This is a genomic window from Pseudomonas sp. Z5-35 (genome assembly GCF_051131945.1).
Classification (GTDB): Bacteria; Pseudomonadota; Gammaproteobacteria; order Pseudomonadales; family Pseudomonadaceae; genus Aquipseudomonas; species Aquipseudomonas marvdashtae.
On the sequence record NZ_CP071640.1, the window covers coordinates 4132088 to 4153130 of the forward strand.

General features: G+C 60.8%; 22 protein-coding genes and 2 pseudogenes. 9 read left to right on the plus strand and 15 right to left on the minus strand.

Going from position 1 to position 21043, the window contains the following annotated elements; translation table 11 throughout:
* The first annotated feature begins 217 nt into the window (after positions 1-217).
* Positions 218-433, plus strand: a complete 216-nt coding sequence (locus J3P95_RS18895; protein WP_434558258.1) for a type II toxin-antitoxin system HicA family toxin — start codon at positions 218-220, stop codon at positions 431-433.
* Positions 434-844, plus strand: coding sequence for a type II toxin-antitoxin system HicB family antitoxin (locus tag J3P95_RS18900; protein WP_434558259.1), 411 nt, complete (start codon positions 434-436; stop codon positions 842-844).
* A gap of 69 nt (positions 845-913) precedes the next feature.
* Here J3P95_RS18900 and J3P95_RS18905 read toward each other — a convergent pair whose 3' ends face one another.
* Positions 914-1060 carry a hypothetical protein gene (locus tag J3P95_RS18905; protein WP_434558260.1) on the minus strand — a complete coding sequence of 49 codons (147 nt, stop codon included), beginning with the start codon at positions 1058-1060 and terminating at the stop codon, positions 914-916.
* A 175-nt stretch (positions 1061-1235) separates the two neighbouring features.
* Between J3P95_RS18905 and J3P95_RS18910 the strand changes: the two genes are divergently transcribed.
* Positions 1236-1640, plus strand: a complete 405-nt coding sequence (locus J3P95_RS18910) for a low affinity iron permease family protein (RefSeq protein ID WP_434558261.1) — start codon at positions 1236-1238, stop codon at positions 1638-1640.
* A 48-nt stretch (positions 1641-1688) separates the two neighbouring features.
* On the opposite strand, the gene J3P95_RS18915 is transcribed toward J3P95_RS18910, so the two are convergent.
* Positions 1689-2597, minus strand: coding sequence for an SDR family oxidoreductase (locus J3P95_RS18915; RefSeq protein WP_434558262.1), 909 nt, complete (start codon positions 2595-2597; stop codon positions 1689-1691).
* 78 nt (positions 2598-2675) lie between these two features.
* The gene (locus tag J3P95_RS18920; protein WP_186615065.1) at positions 2676-3179 is read right to left on the minus strand and encodes a DUF4142 domain-containing protein; all 504 of its coding nucleotides are present in this window, start codon (positions 3177-3179) and stop codon (positions 2676-2678) included.
* A gap of 660 nt (positions 3180-3839) precedes the next feature.
* Between J3P95_RS18920 and J3P95_RS18925 the strand changes: the two genes are divergently transcribed.
* Together J3P95_RS18925 and J3P95_RS18930 are read left to right on the plus strand one after the other, a co-directional pair.
* On the plus strand, positions 3840-5075 hold the full coding sequence (locus tag J3P95_RS18925; RefSeq protein WP_434580118.1) for an aminotransferase class I/II-fold pyridoxal phosphate-dependent enzyme: 1236 nt from the start codon (positions 3840-3842) through the stop codon (positions 5073-5075).
* A gap of 12 nt (positions 5076-5087) precedes the next feature.
* Positions 5088-6251, plus strand: coding sequence for an MFS transporter (locus tag J3P95_RS18930; RefSeq protein ID WP_434580116.1), 1164 nt, complete (start codon positions 5088-5090; stop codon positions 6249-6251).
* Here the strand turns inward: J3P95_RS18930 and yiaY are convergent.
* On the minus strand, positions 6248-7396 hold the full coding sequence (yiaY, locus tag J3P95_RS18935; RefSeq protein WP_434625997.1) for an L-threonine dehydrogenase: 1149 nt from the start codon (positions 7394-7396) through the stop codon (positions 6248-6250). The two genes, J3P95_RS18930 and yiaY, sit on opposite strands and share 4 nt — an antisense overlap.
* Before the next feature lie 142 nt (positions 7397-7538).
* Here yiaY and J3P95_RS18940 point away from each other — a divergent pair, with 142 nt between their 5' ends.
* The gene (locus J3P95_RS18940; RefSeq protein ID WP_434558266.1) at positions 7539-8558 is read left to right on the plus strand and encodes a DUF4917 family protein; all 1020 of its coding nucleotides are present in this window, start codon (positions 7539-7541) and stop codon (positions 8556-8558) included.
* Between the two features lie 40 nt (positions 8559-8598).
* Here J3P95_RS18940 and J3P95_RS18945 read toward each other — a convergent pair.
* From J3P95_RS18945 to J3P95_RS18965, 5 genes and pseudogenes are all read right to left on the minus strand, one after another.
* A pseudogene (locus tag J3P95_RS18945) lies at positions 8599-8664 on the minus strand (protease); the annotation flags it as partial.
* Positions 8665-8672: 8 nt separating this feature from the next.
* Positions 8673-9890 carry a class I SAM-dependent methyltransferase gene (locus J3P95_RS18950; RefSeq protein WP_434558267.1) on the minus strand — a complete coding sequence of 406 codons (1218 nt, stop codon included), beginning with the start codon at positions 9888-9890 and terminating at the stop codon, positions 8673-8675.
* 177 nt (positions 9891-10067) lie between these two features.
* Positions 10068-10685, minus strand: coding sequence for a TPM domain-containing protein (locus tag J3P95_RS18955; protein ID WP_434558268.1), 618 nt, complete (start codon positions 10683-10685; stop codon positions 10068-10070).
* Positions 10686-10713: 28 nt separating this feature from the next.
* Positions 10714-11442, minus strand: a complete 729-nt coding sequence (locus tag J3P95_RS18960) for a TPM domain-containing protein (RefSeq protein WP_434580112.1) — start codon at positions 11440-11442, stop codon at positions 10714-10716.
* Between the two features lie 83 nt (positions 11443-11525).
* Entirely contained in the window at positions 11526-12134 is a 609-nt protein-coding gene (locus J3P95_RS18965; RefSeq protein WP_434558270.1) for a LemA family protein, read from the minus strand.
* 261 nt (positions 12135-12395) lie between these two features.
* Between J3P95_RS18965 and bglX the strand changes: the two genes are divergently transcribed.
* The gene (gene bglX / locus J3P95_RS18970; protein ID WP_434580110.1) at positions 12396-14687 is read left to right on the plus strand and encodes a beta-glucosidase BglX; all 2292 of its coding nucleotides are present in this window, start codon (positions 12396-12398) and stop codon (positions 14685-14687) included.
* Positions 14688-14750: 63 nt separating this feature from the next.
* Here the strand turns inward: bglX and J3P95_RS18975 are convergent, their stop codons facing one another.
* From J3P95_RS18975 to J3P95_RS18995, 5 genes and pseudogenes are all read right to left on the minus strand, one after another.
* Positions 14751-15908: a phospholipase D-like domain-containing protein gene (locus tag J3P95_RS18975; protein ID WP_434580108.1), complete on the minus strand. Its 1158-nt coding sequence runs from the start codon at positions 15906-15908 to the stop codon at positions 14751-14753.
* A gap of 1 nt (position 15909) precedes the next feature.
* Positions 15910-16500, minus strand: coding sequence for a YceI family protein (locus J3P95_RS18980; RefSeq protein ID WP_434580107.1), 591 nt, complete (start codon positions 16498-16500; stop codon positions 15910-15912).
* Positions 16501-16597: 97 nt separating this feature from the next.
* On the minus strand, positions 16598-16906 hold the full coding sequence (locus tag J3P95_RS18985; RefSeq protein WP_434558274.1) for an amidase: 309 nt from the start codon (positions 16904-16906) through the stop codon (positions 16598-16600).
* Entirely contained in the window at positions 16903-17997 is a 1095-nt protein-coding gene (locus tag J3P95_RS18990; RefSeq protein WP_434580105.1) for a serine hydrolase domain-containing protein, read from the minus strand. The genes J3P95_RS18985 and J3P95_RS18990 overlap by 4 nt, the downstream gene beginning before the upstream one ends.
* A gap of 92 nt (positions 17998-18089) precedes the next feature.
* Positions 18090-18643, minus strand: a pseudogene (locus tag J3P95_RS18995) (hypothetical protein).
* 155 nt (positions 18644-18798) lie between these two features.
* Between J3P95_RS18995 and olsB the strand changes: the two are divergent.
* Together olsB and J3P95_RS19005 are read left to right on the plus strand one after the other, a co-directional pair.
* The gene (olsB, locus tag J3P95_RS19000; RefSeq protein WP_434580103.1) at positions 18799-19554 is read left to right on the plus strand and encodes an L-ornithine N(alpha)-acyltransferase; all 756 of its coding nucleotides are present in this window, start codon (positions 18799-18801) and stop codon (positions 19552-19554) included.
* Positions 19554-20345, plus strand: coding sequence for a lysophospholipid acyltransferase family protein (locus J3P95_RS19005; RefSeq protein ID WP_434580102.1), 792 nt, complete (start codon positions 19554-19556; stop codon positions 20343-20345). Before olsB ends, J3P95_RS19005 begins: the two co-directional genes overlap by 1 nt.
* 5 nt (positions 20346-20350) lie before the next feature.
* Here J3P95_RS19005 and J3P95_RS19010 read toward each other — a convergent pair whose 3' ends face one another.
* Positions 20351-20935: an ACP phosphodiesterase gene (locus tag J3P95_RS19010; RefSeq protein WP_434580100.1), complete on the minus strand. Its 585-nt coding sequence runs from the start codon at positions 20933-20935 to the stop codon at positions 20351-20353.
* Positions 20936-21043 lie beyond the last annotated feature (108 nt).

A 21043-nucleotide genomic window follows, 5' to 3' on the forward strand; every position in this document is an offset into this window, starting at 1 on the left:
ACAGCGGGAGCAAGCTCCCTCGCCACCAGGGGCATCTGTACGCGGCCTCACATCCAGAAATAAACCCAACCCGCCCCCTGCCCGCCTTCCCTGGCGCGGCTTCTAGACTTGGTTACGACATACCGCTAAACCCGCTTATCCCCCTGCGGTGGTTATAGTGTTGATCATTATTTTTTAGTGGGTATAGTTCCCACCAAGCGCACCACACGGAGGTGTTGTGAATAGCCGATTCTTGATAGGTCAGATTGTTGCGGATGGTTGGTACCTGGTGCGGATTCGAGGCAGTCACCATCATTTCAAGCACCCGACCAAACCGGGACTGGTCACGGTTCCCCATCCAAAAAAAGATCTGCTCAAGAAAACGGCCATCAGTATTTTGCAACAGGCCCTGCTTCAGGAAGCCAGTTGCCAAGCTTTTCCGGAGGACCATTGAATGCTTTACCCAATTGCGATTTCCTTGGGCGATGAGAACCACGCCTGGGGTGTGGAAGTGCCGGATATTCCCGGTTGTTTTTCCGCTGGCGACGATCTCGATGAAGCCATGGCCATGGCGCGCGAGGCCATCGAAGGGCACTTCGAAATTCTCGCCGAGGATGGCTCGCCCATTCCGCCAGCCAATACGGTCACGCTGCACGCGGCCGACCCGAAATATGCCGGATGTACATGGGCGCTGGTGGATATCGACGTGACCAAATACCTGGGCAAGGCACAGAAGCTCAACATTACGTTGCCCGGCTACCTGCTCAATCGTATTGATGAATACGTGTTGCACCATCCTGAAGAGAAGAGCCGCTCCGGCTTCCTTGCCTCGGCAGCGCTGAAGGTGTTGCAGCAGGGCCGGTGAGAAACAGCCCCAACCTGGGGGCAAGCTTGTTCCCCCAGGTTTTCCATAGCCAAGCTTGGGCTATGCCATCTACTTGCTTTGCGACTTGGACTCCTGCATCTGCACCGACGACTTGGTGCCGTCGGTGTTGTCCTTGGTCTCGTTGTTGGAGTTGTCGAAACAGCCTTGCAGGGCGAACAGGCAGCAGGCGAGGCAAAAAGTGCGAGTGAGATTCATGACGTACTCCCTAGATTAAGGCTTTAAAGAGTGACCCTTGGATGGAGCAGATGGTTGCGACAGTCTTGGGCCTGGATGACGAATACCGACAGACGTCAGATTGAAATGTAAGTAGAATTTTCGCCGCCTCGTTGCTGTCACACCAGACAGGTGCATCCCATAAGGAAACACGGCAATGACGTTCGCAAAAATCGCTCAAAAACTGGCCCTGTGGGCGGGGAGTCCCAAGACCTTTCTGGGAGCCATCGTGTTGTTGGCGCTCTGGGCTGCCAGCGGACCGTTCTTCGGTTTCAACGACACTTGGCAATTGATCATCAATACCTCGACCACGATCATCACCTTCCTGATGGTGTTCCTGATCCAGAACACGCAAAACCGCGACACCGATATCCTGCATTTGAAAGTCGACGAATTGCTGCGCGCCAGCAAAAGTGCACAGAACGCCATGCTTGGGCTCGAATCGCTGGATCTCAAGCAGCTAGAGGCACTCAGAAAGCACTACCAGGCCATGGGAGAAGGTGAGGCCAAGCACCTTGAAGGGCTGGAAGAAAAAAACAAGGTTGATCTGAACCAGTGCTGACCGGCATTGCATGGGCGTCGATCGCCCATGCAACGGTTGGTCAAACGATCAGGGCAGCGGGTTGCCACCCGTAACGCCGAACACTTCCCCGGTGATATAGCTCGATTCCTGCGAGGCGAGCAGTACATAGAGCGGCGCGCACTCCGCAGGCTGTCCCGGACGTTTCATCGGTACTTGGGAGCCAAACGTAGGAATCTTCTCGCGAGGTTGTCCGCCGCTGGGTTGCAACACGGTCCAGATCGGGCCCGGTGCGACGGCGTTGACCCGAATCCCCTTGCTGATGACTTGTCCGGCCAGCGCCTTGGTGAAGGCGACGATAGCCGCTTTGGTGGTGGCGTAATCCAGCAGCGTCGCGGACGGATCGTAGGATTGGATCGACGCGGTATTGATGATGGTCGCCCCGGCCGGCATCAGCGGCACCGCAGCCTTGCAGATCCAGAACATCGCATAGATGTTGGTTTTCATGGTGTCGTCGAATTGCGCGGTGGTGATGTCGGCGATGTCTTTTTGCGCCTCCTGCTTGCCGGCGACATTCACCAGGATATCCAGCCCACCAAGTTCCTGTTGCGCCATTTTTACCAGCTGCACGCAGAACGCTTCATCCTTGAGATCGCCAGGAATCGCGATGGCCTTGCGGCCTTCAGCCTTGATAAGTTCGATGACTTGCTGCGCGTCGCGCTCTTCGCTAGGCAGATAATTGATCGCTACGTCAGCCCCTTCTCGCGCATAGGCGATAGCCGCTGCGCGACCGATACCCGAATCGCCTCCTGTGATCAGCGCCTTGCGACCTTCCAGGCGACCGAAGCCTTGATAACTTTTTTCGCCATGATCGGGTTGCGGCTCCATGTCCTGGTCAATGCCCGGCGGCGACTGTGGCTGGTCGGGAAACTCCGGACGAGGGTATTGGGTCAGTGGATTCTGCATCGCGTATTGGTTGGGTTCTCGGCGTGTAGACATTGAGGTTCTCCTTTTCTGCGGGCAAAACAAGCCGGGACGCGGGCGCCCCGGTCCTCTATGTAAAGCAGGTGCAGCGGATCAGCGGCTGGCCTGCAGCGCCCTGGCCATTTCGAGATGAGTCTGCAACTTGGGCAGGGTTTCGTCAGCGAATGCCTTGATTTCCGGCACTTCGGTGGTCTGGGCCTGCTGCTGGATCTGCTCGATGGCTTCCTCAGTGGCCTTGACCTGACTGGCGGCATAAGCCGCTTCGAACGACTCGCCCTCGGCTACCTTCGGCATGAGGGCCTTGGCTTTGTCAGCCACCTCTTCTCTTGGGGCAACAGGCAAATCGAGTTTCTTGGCGATTTTCGCCAGGTGTTGATTCGCGGTGGTGCGGTCGTTGATCACCATGATGGTGTAATCCTTGACCTCCCGGGATTCGGCTTTGGAATGCGCCTCGCGGCTGGCTTCGATGTCAGCCATGCCTTTGGCTGATGCATCGTTGATGAATTCGGCTGGCGATTGGGCCCAGGCGCTGCTGGCACCCAGGCCCATCAGCACGACAACGCTGGTGGTGCGTAAAAAGGTGGCCATCCGGCTCATGGTCGCGCCCTCCTCTGATAAGAAAATTTCGACGGGATTTGCCCGCCGCTGAATCAGAACCACCGATGGATATTCAGCGAGGCATCCGTCCCGGCTGGCGGCCAACTTCACCTTTCCCCGGGTATCTATCGACGCTCATGATGGTGGTCCTTCCACTTTTGCGACCCGATTCAGACACCTTCGTTCGATCGTGAGTGATGTTTCCCGGATAAATGTTGCTCGGCCCTCGCATGATCCGGCCCTCCGTTTTTATGAATGATGGGCATGCGCACCCCGTATCTCATTCGAAGTGATCCAAGACTCAAGGTTTGAGAAAAACACTGGCGCCACGACAAACGGTAGGGTGAAACCAAATGCCAGGCCGGTCCCCAGCCGTGCCGCATCGACAAGCAGCTCTGAGATTCGTCAAGCAGTGGGTTGCCCGAGCAGCGGAACAAGGCAGGCCCAACATATACAGGGTCAAGACGCAGCTCCGACGCTGCAAATGGATTCCCCGCCCAAGCCCTTAGGCAAGGTCCTACATAGAAGTCTCCGGTAACACTCAAACACACCGGAAACGGCCGATTCAAAGCGCTACCCGCCCATCTGTAAAGTCTGGAAACACACAGATATTGAAACGCCCCTACGGACAGCCTGCTTAACCAAGGATCTAATTTACCCATGAACCAGACTTCGCAACCGACTCATCACTTCAGCAACTATCGCAAAATCGTTTCCCTGGCAGACCAGGACTGGCAAAGCGCCGAAACCGGAAAAGTCGCAGGGCTGAATGTCGAGGTCAAGACGCCCAATGTTCTCGTCGACCAATACGGCCGCACCCTGCAACACTTTTGCACGACCTCCTACTTGGGCCTGGATTACCACCCTGCGCTGCTGGATGGCGTCATGACCATGCTGTGGGAAACCGGGACCCTGCGCATCGCCAATTCGAGAAACCGTTGCCGGCTAGCGATCCTGGACCAATACGAAACCCAACTGTCGGAATTGTTTGGCGCCAGTTGCCTCAGTGCGCTGTCCTGCAGCGCGGCGAGCGCGGGGATCCTGCCGCTGCTGGCCAGCGGCGCGCTGACGGGCAACCGTCCGCCGGTAATGGTGTTCGACAAGCAGGCCCATTACTCGATGAACCACATCAAGGCCGCGTGCGCCGACGAAACCCAAGTCCTCACCTGCCCGCACAACGACATGGATTTTCTCGAAGACGTGTGCAAACGCCAGGGCAACGTAGCCTACGTGGCCGACGGCGCCTACAGCATGGGCGGCATGGCGGACCTGGACAGCTTGCTGTACCTCAAGCAACGCTATGACCTGTTTCTTTATGTGGACGATTCCCACGCGCTGTCCACTGTAGGGAAATCCGGCATCGGCCTGATGCGCTCGCGGGTGCACACGGTGGATGAGCGCACCTTGATCGTCGCCTCGCTGGCCAAGTCATTCGGCGCCGGCGGTGGGCTGGCCATGTTCGGCGATGAACGGCACAAGACGCTGGTGCAGCGTTACGGCGGTCCCAGCAACTGGTCGCAATGCCTGAATTCGGCGGCGATCGGCGCCGGCATGGCCTCGATCCGTTTGCATCGCAGCCGCGAATTCCAGACCTTGCAGGAGCGTTTGCAGGCTAATATCCGCTTCTTCGACAGCCTCATCCGAACCGAACAGTACGCCAGCCCCATGGCAATCCGCCTGGTGAACTGCGGCGAGGCGGCCGTGGCCACCCGCCTGGCGGTCGAACTGGCCGACCTGGGGTATTTCACTTCAGCGGTTTTTTTCCCCGTGGTACCGCAAGACAAGGCCGCAATCCGCATCACCCTGCGTGCCGATATGGAGGCGGACGTGATTCGTTCGTTCTGCGAGCGGGTCATTGACCGGCTGCTGGCCCATGGGCGTGACATTCGCCCTTGAAACGAGCCCCTGATGAAGAACAGCACAACCCTGATCGTCACCTGCGCCACCGTCTTCCTGGCCCAACTGGGCATGAGCATCTACTTGCCGGCCCTGCCTGATATCGCCCAAGACCTGGGAGCCGACGCGGCGCGGGTTTCGTGGGGTTTGCCGGTGTACCTGATTGGCATGGCGTTACCAATGCTGTTATGGGGCAGCCTGAGCCAGCGGCTCGGGCGCAAGCCTGTCCTGCTGGCGGCCTTGGCGCTTTACGGCCTGGGCAACCTGGCCTTGCCGTTGGGCACGTCCATAGAGGCGTTCCTGACGCTCAGGTTAATCCAGGGGATCGGCGCCAGCGGCATTTCCGTCATGGCGCGAGTGCTGATACGCGACAGTTTCAGTGGCGATCTGCTGGCCAAGGCCCTGTCCTGGATATCGATCGCCTTCGTGGTGGCCCTCGGCATCGGCCAGTACCTGGGCTCGCTGATCCAGGCGGCGTTCGGATGGGAGGCGATCTTCCTGGGATTGGGCGCGGCCAGCCTCGCCATGGCAGCGGCAGTGTCCAGGGCCCGCTTCCCGGTCCTGGCCGAGGCGAGCAACGGGCAATCGGCGTGGTGGGTGTACGGACAGATACTGCGTCATCGTGGATTCCTGTTGCCAGCGCTGGCAGGAGGATTGGGCTATGGCGTGATCATCGCTTTCAACACGGCTGCGCCGCTGATCCTGCAGGAAAGCTTTCACTGGTCAGCGATCGAATACGGTCTGTTGGGTTGGCCGATCAGTGCGGCGTATTTGTTGGGTGCGCTTGCGGTGAATGCGTTTGTATTGCGCACGGGCCAGCGGCGGCTGATGGGCTGGGGCATCGCCCTGGTTTTGGGCGGCAGCGTCACCATGCTGGCAGGCAGTGTTTCAATGAGCAGCGTCGCCCTGCTGTTCTGGCTGCCTTACTGCTTCGCGGTGTTCGGCCAGTCGTTGAACTACCCCATCAGCCTGTCGTTGGCGAACGAGGGAGCGCCAATCGCCGGCGCTTATGCGATGGCGTTGAGCGGTTTCCTGCACCAACTGATGGCCTCCTTGATCGGCGCCATGGCCAGCCTGTTATTGAGTCAACAGGCCTGGCCACTGGCGGTGTTGTGCACGTTATTGGCGGCGGCGGCGATGCTCTGTATCAGGCTCACGCCAGCGCGGACCGCCTAGAATGCGCTGCGGAAAATTTCTTCGATCTGCCGCTGGTCCGCCGCCCGTGGATTGGTAAGCCCGCATGCGTCTTTCATGGCGTTGGCCGCCAGGACTGGCACGTCGTTGAGGCGCACGCCCAACTCGCGCAGGCCTGCGGGGATCTCCACGTCCAAGGCCAGGCTGCGGATCGCGGCGATGGCGACCTGCGCGCCTTCTTCCGGGCTGGAACCGTGCGCATCGGCCCCCATGGCAACGGCTACGTCGGTCAGCCGGGTGGCGCATACCATGGCGTTGAAACTCTGCACATGAGGCAACAGCACCGCATTGCATACGCCGTGGGGCAAGTCATAGAAACCGCCCAGTTGATGCGCCATGGCATGCACGAAACCCAGTGAGGCGTTGTTGAACGCCATGCCCGCCAGGAACTGCGCGTAGGCCATGTTCTCCCGCGCCGCCAGATCGTTACCGTCGCGCACGGCCAGGCGCAGGTTGTTGCTGATGAGGGTAATGGCTTTCAGGGCGCAGGCATCGGTAATCGGCGTGGCGGCGGTCGAGACATAGGCCTCGATCGCGTGGGTCAATGCGTCCATGCCAGTGGCGGCGGTCAGGCCCTTGGGCATCGCCACCATCAGCGCCGGGTCGTTGACCGACATCAGCGGCGTGACGTTGCGGTCGACAATCGCCATTTTCACATGGCGGGTTTCGTCGGTGATGATGCAGAAACGGGTCATCTCGCTGGCGGTGCCTGCCGTGGTGTTGATGGCGATCAGCGGCAGTTGCGGCTTGCTCGAACGGTCGACCCCTTCATAGTCGCGGATCTGGCCGCCATTGGTTGCGCAGAGCGCGATGCCCTTGGCGCAATCATGGGGAGAACCACCGCCCAGCGACACGACAAAGTCGCACTGGCCCTCTTTCAGCAAGCCCAACCCCAATTCGACATTAGCGATGCTCGGATTGGGCTTGGCACCGTCGAAAACCACCGAATCGACGTCCTGTAGGGCCAGCAGCTGGGCCACCTTGCTGGCGACCCCGGCCTTCGCCAGTCCCGCGTCGGTGACGATCAGGGCCTTGCGAAACCCGTAGTTGCGGATGGCGGTCATGGCTTCGTCGAGGCAACCGAGGCCCATGATGTTCACGGCGGGAATGAAAAAAGTGCTGCTCATGGGACACGCTCCTGATAAAGGCCGGATCGGCAGGGGCGTACAGCATTGACCGACCGGTCACAACGTATCTTGATCTGGCTCAAGACTGGGTCGTGATAAAGTCACAGCCCTGCCTTTGCCACGTTTTGAGATGACTTTCGTGATGACCGATTTCCAGGAATACGACACCCGGCTCGAAGATTGGCAGACGTTGCGCGCCAACACCGCCTTCAGCGGCCTTCTGGTGGGCAATGGCGCCAGCCGCGCCGTGTGGGACGATTTCGGCTATGACTCGTTGTACGAAAACGCCCGCACCGTCGAGGAGAAACCCTTGAGCCCGTCGGAACTCAGCGTGTTCGACGCGCTGCAGACGCGCAGTTTCGAACAGGTGCTCGGCGCATTGAAAACCACCAGCCGGGTCAACAAGGCCCTGGCCGTCAGCTCCGCCGCACCGCGTAACCGCTACTACGCGATCAAGGAAGCGCTGATCAACACCGTGCACACCGTGCACATCCCGTGGCGGCTGGTGCAGCCCTCAACCCTGGCGAGCCTCAACCAGGAACTGGGCCGCTACCGCACCGTGTTCACCACCAACTACGATCTGCTGAGCTATTGGGCGATCCAGCACTCGCCCGAAACCATCACCGACCTGTTCCTCGGTGCGGACCATAGCTTCGACCTGAGCCAGGCCGACTCTGACAAACCTCGCCTGCTGTATCTGCACGGCGGCCTGCACCTGGTGCGCAACCAGGACGGCACCGCGCGCAAGCTCACCTCCACCGAGGGCACGCTGCTGGGCAGTTTCGCCATCAACAACACGCTCAAGACGCTCGACGACGTACCGCTGTTCGTCAATGAGGGGCCGAGCCAGGACAAACTCAAGACCATCCGCAGCAGCGACTATCTGTCGTTCTGCTACGAACAGCTGCTCCACCATCGCGACAACCTGTGCCTGTTTGGCCATGCCTTGGGCGAACAGGACAGTCATATCGCCCATGCCTTGCGCCTTGCCGCGCCGAGGACCGTGGCGATCTCGATCTACCCGCGCAGCCAGGCGTTTATCCAACATCAGAAGCGCCATTACGCCAAGGTATTCGAGGGACTGGACACCGAGTTGCGCTTCTTCGACGCCAAGAGCCATCCGCTGGGCGATCCGAAGTTGACGGTGCCGGTGGAGGTCTAGATTCGCCAATCCGCGCTCCCAGTCCGGCACGTGGCGCTGGACGTCCGCCCGGTACCAGCAGCGCGTCGTAGTCGGCCGCCTGGACCTTGGCAAAATCTTGATTGAGGCCGCGGATCAGACGAGGTAACCGTCAGCCCGCAGCAGCGTTTCGAGGCAATGCTCGGTGATGTGATAGAACGCCTTCAGTTCCTGGATCTTGGCCAAAAGCTCGGTAGCGTCCACCGGTTCGGCGCGCTTGACCGCCAGGATCATCTTGTTTTTGTTGGTGTGGTCCAGGGAAATGAACTCGAACACCTTGGTCTCGTAGCCACAGGCTTCCAGGAACAGCGCTCGCAGGCTATCGGTGACCATTTCGGCCTGCTGGCCCAGATGCAGGCCGTATTGCAGCATGGGCTTGAGCAGCGCCGGGCTCTGGATTTGCAGGCGGATCTGCTTGTGACAGCACGGCGAGCACATGATGATCGAGGCGCCCGAGCGGATGCCCATGTGGATCGCATAATCGGTGGCAATGTCGCAGGCATGCAGGGCGATCATCACATCCACCGCGCGCGGCGCCACGCTGCGCACGTCACCGTGTTGGAAGTCCAGGCCTGGGTGCTCAAGCCGCGCGGCAGCTTCGTTGCACAACTTGACCATGTCCTCGCGCAGCTCCACGCCGGTGACCAGCCCCTCGGCCTGCAAAGTGTTGCGCAGGTAATCGTGGATGGCGAACGTCAGGTAACCCTTGCCCGAGCCGAAATCCGAGACCCGTACCGGTTTGTCGAGCGCCAGTGGCGAAGACGTCAGCGCATGGCTGAAGACTTCGATGAACTTGTTGATCTGCTTCCACTTGCGCGACATCGCCGGGATCAACTCGTGCTTGTGGTTGGTCACGCCCAGGTCGGCCAGGAATGGCCGGCTCAGGTCGAGGAAACGGTTCTTCTCACGGTTGTGCCCGGCGGACGGCACTTCCCGCAGTTGCTGGGGCTTGCTCTTGAACAGCGAGCTCTTGCCCTTCTTGCTGTATTCCAGCTGCGCCTCATCGGTGACCGCCAGCAGATGTGCGTTCTTGAACGACGCCGGCAGCAGTGCGGCAACGGTTTGCACACCTTCGGCCAAGGCAAAGTTCTTGGTGATATCGCGGGTCTTGTAGCGATAGACGAAGGACAGGCACGGCTGATCCTTGACCATCAGTTGCTTGATGATCAGCCGCTGCAGATCGGCTTCGTCACCGCAGTACTTGGCCAGCACCAGCTTGATGAACGCGTTCTGTTCGAGGCTGGTTTGCAGCAGCTCGATGAACTGGGCGTGATGATCCGGCGCGGGACGGACTGGCGTGGCGGTGGCAGACATGGAGAAGCGGCCTCGGGGCGGGCGAATCGGGAATGGTATTTTAAGCTGCAAGCTGCAAGCTGCAAGCTGCAAGCTGCAAGCTGCAAGTCAAACGCAGTAGATAGGCTTTGGCTTGAAGCTTGAAGCTTGAAGCTTGAAGCTTGAAGCTTGAAGCTTGAAGCTTGAAGCTTGAAGCCGCTACGCCAACACCACCAACCGATTCGGCAATTCATTGCGCTCGTGAGTCACCGGTACGTGCGTCTTGAGCAACTCGCCGCAGGCCTCGATACAGGTCACAAAGCCCTGCAATGTCTGCCCCTGGCGAACCTGCTGGGTGAACGCACTGACAATGGAGTCCCAATTGCTGTTGTCGAGTCGCTTGGAAATGCCTTCGTCCACCAGGATTTCCACATACCGCTCGGCCTCGCAGACGAAGATCAGCATGCCGGTGCCGCCCGCGGTGTGGTGCAGGTTCTGCTCGAGAAATTGCCGGCGCGCCAGGTTGGAGGCTCGCCAATGGCGCACGGAGCGCGGGATCAGGCGCGTGGTGATGAAGGGAATCCGAAACAGCAGGCACAGCACGATGAAGCTGCTCCATTGCACCCACAACAAACTGTGCATGCTCAGCCATCCCGTCAGGTAATGCAGCACTCCGGGTACCACCAGCGCCAGCAAGCTGGCCCACAGCAGCGGGATGTAGGCGTAATCGTCGGCGCGGGCAGCGAGCACCGTGACCAGTTCGGCATCGGTGTCGCGCTCGACCCGGGCGATGGCCTCGGCCACTTTGCGTTGTTCGTGTTCAGTCAGTAATGCCATGGTTAAAAATGCCTGCTCATTATGATTATCACCAGCCGCCCGACGAACCGCCGCCTCCGAAACTGCCACCGCCACCGCTGAAGCCGCCACCCCCTGCGCCACCGAAACCGCCACCGCTGCTTCGCGAGCCGCCGCCGGAGCCGCCGCCGCTCGGCAGGATACCGAGCACCTGGCAGACGAATATGGTCAGGATGAACAGCATCGCCAGAAAGATGAACAGCCCCGGATGGCGCTCGATGAAGTCGCCCTCATCCTGCCCGTCCGCGCTGTATACCGGGGCCGGCTCGTCCAGCGGGCTGCCGCCCAAGACCACGAGCATCGCCGCGACGCCGTCACTGATGCCCTTGTTGAAGTTGCCGGTCTTGAACGCCGGGGTGATCACCTGGTTGATGATGACCGAGCTCTGGGCATCGGTCAGCCGATCCTCCAGGCCATAGCCCACTTCGATCCGCAGTTTACGGTCATCGCGCGCCACGATCAGCAGCGCGCCGTTGTTCTTGTCTTGCTGCCCGATGCCCCAATGGCGGCCCAATTGATAGCCGAAATCTTCAATGCTCGCGCCTTGCAGATCCGGCAGCGTGACCACCACCAGCTGTTCGCCAGAGGCCTGTTCATGGGCCTTGAGCTGCGCATCGAGTTGCGTACGAACCGACGGTTCGAGCATCTGGGCGCTGTCCACCACCCGCCCGGTCAGCGCCGGGAATTTCAAATCGGCCTGGGCCGTGACTGCAAATACCCAGAGCAACAGCGCAAACAAGCATTGAGCTGCAAGCCTCAAGCTGCAAGCGGTACGCGTTGCCTGAGCTTGAAGCTTGCAGCTTGGAACTTGAAGCTGCTCCATCAAAACTTCACCTCAGGCGCTTTTTCGGCGTTCGGGCTGGTGGCCTCGAAGGTCTCGCGAACCGGCAAGTCGCTGTACATCACGCTGTGCCACAGGCGCCCGGGAAAGGTCCGGATTTCAGTGTTGTACTTCTGCACCGCCAGGATGAAGTCGCGGCGCGCCACGGCGATACGGTTCTCGGTGCCTTCGAGTTGCGATTGCAACGCCAGGAAATTCTGGTTGGCCTTCAGGTCCGGGTAGCGCTCGACCACCACCATCAGTCGGCTCAACGCGCCGCTCAGTTGGTCCTGGGCCTGCTGGAACTGCTTGAGTTTTTCCGGATTGTCCAAGGTGCTGGCATCGACCTGGATCGACGTGGCCTTGGCACGCGCTTCAACCACAGCGGTCAGGGTTTCCTGCTCATGCCGGGCGTAGCCCTTGACGGTCTCCACCAGATTGGGGATCAGGTCCGCGCGGCGCTGGTACTGGTTCTGCACCTGGCCCCAGGCCGCCTTCGCCTGCTCATCCAGCGTCGGAATATTATTGATGCCGCAACCGGCCAGTAGCGTGGTGAACAGCATCAGGGCCAGCATCTGCAGCGCGCTGCGGTGATTCAGTCGTGGATTCATCAGGTGAAGCTCTCCCTTGCATTGCATTAAAAAAACACCGCCACCTATCTTACCGGCGTCTGGGGCATAATCGCCCCCGCACTGGATCGAATCAGGTCTATGGGCTAAAAGATGCGCGGTGCGAAACTAAGTTCATCGGCACAGGTTCGAAAGTGTGCTGCATTTAGCTGGATAACACCCGAACAACAATAGCCGCTCCTCACATTTAGGCTGACCGGCGTGTACAGATCACCGCCCTTTAGGCTTGCGAGAAAACTATTCATGAAGAAGCTGTGTTTGCTGGGCCTGTTTGTCACCCTGGCCAGTCAATCCGTATTAGCCGACAACGTGCCAGCCCCCATAGAGAACAAGGACGCTTTCGTCAATAACCTGATGAAGCAAATGACCCTTGAGGAAAAGATTGGCCAACTGCGCCTGATCAGCATCGGCCCGGAAATGCCCCGGGAGATGATCCGCAAGGAAATCGCCGCCGGCAACATTGGCGGCACGTTCAATTCCATCACCCGTGATGAAAACCGTCCGATGCAGGACGCGGCCATGCGCAGCCGGCTGAAGATCCCGATGTTTTTCGCCTATGACGTGATCCACGGCCATCGCACCATTTTCCCGATTCCCCTGGCCCTGGCCTCAAGCTGGGACATGGACGCCATCTACCGCTCCGGTCGTGTCGCGGCCAAGGAAGCGGCGGCTGACAGCCTGGACATTACCTTCGCGCCCATGGTCGATATTTCCCGCGACCCGCGCTGGGGCCGGACATCCGAAGGTTTCGGCGAAGACACCTACCTGGTGTCGCGCATTGCCGCGGTGATGGTCAAGGCGTTCCAGGGCAACGGCGCCAACGCGGCGGACAGCATCATGGCCAGCGTCAAGCACTTCGCCCTGTATGGCGCGGTGGAAGGCGGCCGGGACTACAACACCGTGGACATGAGCCCGGTGAAAATGTACCAGGACTACCTGCCGCCTTATCGCGCCGCCATCGATGCCGGCGCGGGCGGGGTAATGGTCGCGCTGAACTCCATCAACGGCGTGCCGGCCACCGCCGATACCTGGCTGATGAATGACTTGTTGCGCAAGGAATGGGGCTTCAAGGGCCTGGCGGTCAGCGACCACGGTGCGATTTTCGAGTTGATCAAGCATGGCGTCGCCCGCGATGGTCGCGAAGCGGCGAAACTGGCGATCAAGGCCGGTATCCACATGAGCATGAACGACTCGCTGTACGGCAAGGAGCTGCCAGGGCTGCTCAAGGCCGGCGAGATCGAGCAGAGCGACGTCGACAACGCGGTGCGCGCGGTGCTTGCCGCCAAATACGACATGGGCCTGTTCAAGGACCCGTACCTGCGCATTGGCAAGGCCGAGGATGACCCGGCCGACGTCTATGCCGACAGCCGCATGCACCGCGCCGATGCCCGTGACGTGGCGCGCCGCAGCCTGGTGCTGCTGGAAAACCGCAACCAGACCCTGCCCCTGAAGAAAACCGCGAAAATCGCCCTGGTCGGGCCGCTGGCCAAGGCGCCGATCGACATGATGGGCAGTTGGGCAGCCGCTGGCCGGCCTGCGCAATCGGTCACCGTGTACGACGGCATTACCCGCGCGTTGGGCGGCGAGTCGAAGCTGATCTATGCCCGTGGCGCCAATATCACCGGCGACAAGAAGGTGCTCGACTACCTCAATTTCCTCAATTTCGACGCACCGGAAGTGGTGGACGACCCGCGCCCGGCCCAGGTGCTGATCGATGAAGCGGTGAAAGCCGCCAAGGAAGCGGACGTGGTCGTGGCCGCCGTGGGCGAGTCCCGTGGCATGTCCCATGAATCGTCGAGCCGCACCGAACTGAACATCCCGGCCAACCAGCGCGAGCTGATCAAGGCGCTGAAAGCCACCGGCAAACCGCTGGTACTGGTGCTGATGAATGGCCGTCCGCTGTCGCTGCTGGAAGAAAAGCAACAGGCCGATGCGATCCTGGAAACCTGGTTCAGCGGCACCGAAGGCGGTAACGCCATCGCCGACGTGCTGTTCGGCGACTACAACCCGTCAGGCAAGCTGCCAATCACCTTCCCACGCTCGGTCGGGCAGATTCCGACCTACTACAATCACCTGAGCATCGGCCGGCCGTTCACGCCAGGCAAGCCGGGCAACTACACCTCGCAGTACTTCGACGACACCACCGGTCCGCTCTACCCGTTCGGCTACGGTCTGAGCTACACCGAGTTCAGTCTGTCGGACATGGTGCTGTCGTCGACCACGCTGAACAAGTCCGGCAAGCTCGACGCCAGCATCACCCTGGAAAACACCGGCCAGCGTGATGGCGAAACCGTGGTCCAGCTGTACATCCAGGACGTCACCGGCTCGATGATCCGTCCGGTGAAAGAGTTGAAGAATTTCCGCAAGGTGATGCTCAAGGCCGGCGAGAAGAAGGTCATCCACTTCACCCTTACGGAAGACGACCTGAAGTTCTTCAACACCCAGCTCAAATACGCGGCTGAACCGGGCAAGTTCAATGTGCAGATCGGCCTGGACTCCCAGGAGGTCAAGCAGCAGAGTTTCGAGTTGCTCTGATTTATCCATACCGTTAAACCTGGGAGCCAGCCTGCTCGCTCCCAGCGTTTTGCCGATGGACGCTTAGCCGCGCCGATCCAGCAGATTCACCACCAGTCGATCCACCCATCCCCATAACCGCTGCTTGACGCGTTTCCACAGAGGTCGGCGCTGCCACGCGTCGAGGCTCACTTGCAGGCTTTGCTCGAAGTCCCGTTCAAAACTGGCTGCCACGGCACGGCTGAGCCCGGAATCAAGGGCTTCCAGATTGGCTTCCAGGTTGAAGCGCAGGTTCCAATGATCGAAATTGCACGAGCCGATGCTGACCCAATCGTCCACCAGCACCATTTTCAAATGCAGAAAGCACGGCTGGTACTCGTAGATTTTTACGCCGGCCTTGAGCAGGCGCGGGTAATAACGATGTCCGGCATAGCGCACGGAGGGATGATCGGTGCGCGGCCCGGTCAGCAGCAGGCGCACATCGATGCCTCGCGCGGCAGCCTTGCGCAACGAGCGGCGCACGTTCCAGGTCGGAAGGAAATACGGCGTGGCCATCCAGATGCGTTTCTGGCCGCTGTTCAGCGCCCGGGAAAGTGATTGCAAGATGTCACGGTGCTGGCGGGCGTCGGCATAGGCTACCCGGCCCATGCCCTCACCCATCGGCGGAACGCGGGGCAGACGCGGCAAGCCGAAATTAGAAGCGGGCTTCCAGGCTTGGCGATGACGGTTGGCGAGCCATTGACGATCGAACAGCAGCTGCCAGTCGAGCACCAGCGGACCCACGATCTCCACCATCACCTCGTGCCAGTCGCTGCGATCATCCAGGGGATTCCAGAACTCATCGGTCACCCCGGTGCCGCCGACCACCGCCAGGCGCTGATCGACCAAGAGTAATTTGCGATGATCCCGGTAAAGGTTGCGCACCCAGCGGCGCCAGCTGAGGCGATTGTAGAAACGCAGCTCGACCCCGGCCTCGACCAGGCGATTGCGCAAGCTCAGGGTAAACGCCAAGCTACCGTAGTCATCGAACAGGCAACGCACGCGAACGCCACGTCGGGCGGCCTGGACAAGGGCTTGGACCATCGCCTCGGCGCAAGCACCCGTCTCCACCAGGTACAACTCCAGCTCGACTTGCTCTTGGGCACGAGCGATTTCCACCAGCATGCGTGGGAAGAACTGTGGACCGTCGATCAACAGCTCGAAACGGTTGCCTTCGCGCCAGGGAAATACCGGGCCGCTCACGTCAGCGCGCCGTAAAAATCAGCACCGCGTTTACCGGCACCGAGAGGCTGATGGCCGACAACCCGGCCAGTTCACGAAGCTTTTCCAGTCTCGGCGCGAAGTCGAAGTCGGCCGCGTTGAGCACGACCGGCTCCAGGGTCACGACCTGGAAACGGCGTTCGTCCAGGCGCGTCGCCAACAGTTCGACAGTGTATTGATGCTGCTTGCCATGCAAGTCCACCGTCACTGGCAGGCGCAGTTCCAGTTGCGCACCGTTGGCCAGGTCCTGGATCGGCATCAGGTCCAACTGCGCGGTGATGGTGGCTTCGGCAAATTGCTTGACCTCGAAAAGATCGGCGCGCATGCGCTCGTCCCGCAACGGAATGCCGCTGTTGATCGATTCCAACTCGATCTCTAACCGCGCCTGGCCCTTGGGCTGGACTTGGCCGTGAAGCACGAGAAACCGCTGGACCTCGGAGACGTTGCCGTTCTTGCTGCTGATAAACGATAGCCGTGACGACTCGCCGTCCAGGTACCAGTCGGCCTGGGCCGGCAGCGCGATACAGGCCAGAAGCAAGCTCGCGACAGCGTGAGGGAGAAACCGCTTGAACATACACACTCGGGGGCAGATAAACCTGTGGCGAACCTTAACCGGGCCGAGAGCGCTTGCAAACTGTCTGTTTCGACAATGGCAGGAGTCGTTTCGGGATCTACTCCAACCGGCACCCCTGCCGCTCGCCTATCCACCGTGCGCTGTGGCTACGCCCCAAGCCGCTGACGGTGATGCGTTTCGCTTGCGCCGTTTCGAGGAATTCGCTGATGGGCACCGATTGCTTCACATAGCCCCGGCAATATTCGGCCGGTTGCAGCATCACATAGCGGCACGAGCAATATTCCTTGGCGGTGTAGGCGCTGATGATGTCGGGAAAGGCCCGTAACGCCACCCGCTCCAACCACATCCAGCCGAACAGGGCGATGAGCAGCACCGACAACAAGGTCAGCAATACGCTGCGCCTCATGGTTGCACCGTCCCGGCGAACGCCGCCACGGCGCGCTTGAGCATTTCGTTATGGCGGTAGCTGCCGTCGCGGTCATCGCCGTAGCGCACGATCACCAACCGCGCGCTGGGAATGACGTACAGCGCCTGGCCCCAATGGCCCAGCGCGGCGAAGGTATCCGGCGGCGCATCGGGCCAGGGGTGGATCGTCGGATCGGCGGCGCGGTTGAGCCACCAATGCCCGCCCGGCACGGCTTCGTCCTGGCCGGCCTGAAAGTGCGCGAAAGGCTCGCGGTTGAACGCGATCCAATCCTTGGGAATCAGTTGCCGCCCGCCCCAGCGGCCTTCGCGTTGCATCAACAATCCGACCCGCGCCAGGTCGCGCGCGGTGAGATAGGCATAGGACGAACCAACGAACGTACCGCTGGGGTCGGTTTCCCACGTCGCGTGACGAATGCCCAGCGGCTCGAACAAAGCCGTCCACGGATAATCGGCATATCGCGCCGGACCGACGATGTTTTTCAGCGCCGCCGCCAGCAGGTTGCTGTCGCCGCTGGAATAACGGAACGCCTGCCCGGGCGGGCTGAAGCTGTCGTGCCCGGCGGTAAATGCCGCCATGTCGTGGCGTCCACGGGTGTAGAGCATCGCCACCACCGAGGAATTGAGCGGCGCGTATTCGTAGTCTTCTTGCCAGTCCAGGCCGGACGCCCAGTGGAACAGATCGGCCAGGGTCATGCGCGGCAGCCGGCTCAATGGCGGATAGTAGTTGGCTGCCGGATCTTCCAAGGCAAATAGCTTTTCGCCATAGGCGACGCCGTACACCGTCGCCAGCAGGCTTTTGCTGATCGACCAGGTCAGGTGCGCAGTGTCCGCCCGAGTGTTTCCCGCGTAGCGCTCGTAGACCAGCCGACCGTCTTGGATGACCAACAGCGCATCGGTGCGGATGCCTTGGCGGGTCGCATCGTCCTGAGGCGCGAAGGCGTATTGCTCCAAGGCTTCGATGGCCGGCCCGGTGGGCATCGGAGCGGTCGGCCACTGCTCGCCGGGCCAGTCCTCGGCGTGGGCCTGCAGGTTGAGCAGCAGGAACGGAATCAGCAGCCAGCCTTTGGACATGCTCGGGAGCTCGTGGGGTTGAACCTGCAAAGCCTAATCAGGCTCGATGACAGTTTGGATATTCCCCAACAGCAGATTTCTCGTTGAGCAGGCTACCCCAGGGCCTTGGCCAACCGCTTGGCCCGTGCCCCAGCGGCAATCGCCATCACACCTTTGTCCCGCGCCCACATCTCGCGCCACGTCGCAGGCCCGGCGGCCAGGGCATCGTTGAGCTCGCCGTCGAGCCCTTCGAACTGGGCGAACAACCCGCCCAGCAGCACGTGCCCGACGGCGCTGGACGGGTTATGGCGGCTCACCTGCGCGCAACCGGCCAATAACGCCAACAGACGCAGTTGCAAGACCTGGGGCCAGGCGCATTCCTCGCCCACGCCATACAGCCACGCGGCCATCGCACTGAGAGGCTACGCCGTTCGGTGGCGCACAAGGCGCCGAGGCTGTGCGGAGCGCTCGGCCAGAGCGCCCGCAGCGCCGCTTGATAGCCCATCAGGAAAGCCAGCCCCGGCGTGGCCATCAATCGCGCACCGGCCACGGCCAACTCGAACGGCGCGACAGGCCCCAAGCGCTGCAGCAAGGTCGAATAACCGTCCGCCAGGTGGGAAAAAGCAGCCAGTCGCTCGCCGCGTTCGATCAGGGTTTGCCAGGGCATAAGGGCCTCCTTGGAGGGCTGTCATATAAGCATCACCAAAGCTTCATGGCGATGACACCGGGGCTACATAGCCTGACTTTGCACAACATGGCTGCATAAAGAAAGTCGATTGGCTGCCACCCAAGACGGGTCCACAGCCCGCACGGAGATTCGCTATGACTCAGATCGCCCGCATCAGCGACACCGGCAATGAACGCCGCCTGCAAGCCGAACGCCTGATTGGCGCCCACGCTTTGCAAGAAGCCCAGGCCCTGCGCTTCAACGTCTTCAGCGGCGAATTCAACGCCAAGCTCAAGGGCGCGGAGATGGGTCTGGACATGGATGACTATGATGTTCACTGCGCCCACATCGGCGTACGCGACTTGAACACCGGCCGCCTCGTGGCGACTACCCGCTTGCTCGATCACCAGGCCGCCAGCAGCCTGGGCCGGTTCTACAGCGAAGAAGAGTTCAGCCTCCACGGCTTGGTCCATCTCAAGGGCCCGATCCTGGAAATCGGCCGCACCTGCGTCGACCCGGCCTACCGCAACGGCGGCACCATCGCGGTGCTCTGGGGTGAATTGGCCGAAGTTCTCAACGAAGGCGGCTACAGCTATTTGATGGGCTGCGCGAGCATTCCAATGCAGGACGGCGGCGTCCAGGCCCAGGCGATCATGCAGCGCCTGCGCGAACGTTACCTGTGCACCGAACACCTGCAAGCGGTACCGAAAAAACCCTTGCCGACCCTGGACGTGCCGTCCAACGTCATCGCCGAGATGCCGCCATTGCTCAAGGCTTATATGCGCCTGGGCGCGAAAATCTGCGGCGAGCCGTGCTGGGACGAGGACTTCCAAGTGGCGGACGTGTTCATCCTGCTCAAGCGCGACGAACTCTGCCCGCGCTATGCCCGTCACTTCAAGGCGGCGGTCTGATGAGCCGGCTGCGGGTGTACGCGCGAATCGCGCGAGTCTTACTGGTGGTGACCCTGGGCCTGACCATGGCCAGCGTGTTCGGCCTGTTCGAGCGCCTGGGGGTGGCCAACTCCATGGTCCGTCGCCAGCGCTGGTCGCGGTTTTTCATGGCGCGGCTGAGCCATGCCCTGCCCTTTTCCGTCACCGTCCACGGTCAACTGCCGCAACGGCCGATGCTGTGGGTCAGCAACCATGTGTCATGGACCGACATCCCACTGCTGGGCATGCTCGCTCCGCTATCGTTTTTGTCCAAGGCTGAGGTGCGCACCTGGCCGGTGGCCGGATGGCTGGCCGCCAAGGCTGGCAGCCTGTTCATACGTCGTGGTTCCGGCGACAGCCAGTTGATCCGCAAGCAGATGAGCCGACACCTGGAACAAGCCCATCCGCTGTTGATGTTCCCGGAAGGCACCACCACTGACGGCCGGACCCTGCGCACCTTTCATGGTCGCCTGTTGTCGGCGGCCATCGACGCCGACGTCGCCTTGCAACCGGTAGCGATCCGTTACCTGCGCAATGGCGAAATCGACTTGCTGGCACCGTTCGTGGGCGATGACGATCTGCTATCGCACCTGATGCGTCTGTTTGCCAACGACCGTGGCGACGTAGAAATCCATTTGCTCGAACCTATCGCCTGCCACGGCCAAGAACGCGCAGCGCTGGCATTCCAGGCGCAACAGGCGGTACACAAGGCATTGTTTGGTGCGATACCCGAGAAGCAACACGTGCCGATGCGGCCTGCGATTGCGGCCTGATCCCTTCAGTTTTGCGCTGTCGAGTGGTTCTGCACAAAATCCTGAAGCTGCGGGTAGAACAACCGGAAGTCCTCGCTTAACGGCTCATAAAGCCTGACCAACTCCTCCATCGCCCCGGCCAGTTCTTCGGGCCGGGATAGGCGTCGCGAGATGCCGCGCAACACCTGTCCCAGCACCTGAAATTGCTGATAAGACCCCAACCAGTCATCCGCCGCCATGTAAGGCGCGATCTGCGCCAAGCGTCCTGGCAATCGAGGTTCGTTGGCAAGGACCTGGTAGACCCGGGAAGTGAAGTCGACCAACGGGCCTTCGCCGTACAGCATCCAGTCCCGCGCCAGGCAATGATCGAAAAACACGTCCAGCACGATCCCGGCATAACGCCGCCGCACCGTGGAGAAGCGCGACAAGGCGATGTCCACCAACGGATGGCGATCGGTGTACATGTCGATGCGTCGATGCAGGGCTATCGCCGCTTCGATCTGCGGATCGTATTGCCCTTGCAGAGGACCTTTGACGAAATCGCCATAGAGGCTGCCGAGCAGTTGTTCCCGGCCAGGGCCGCCGAGGTGCAGGTGTGCGAGATAGTTCATGGCGGGCAGCTTAGCACCGCTGTGCCTGTATCGTTATAACCCGATATAGCGATTTGTTCGGCGTTCAGATCAAATACATATTGGTATATCGGGAAGCAACGATTTAAG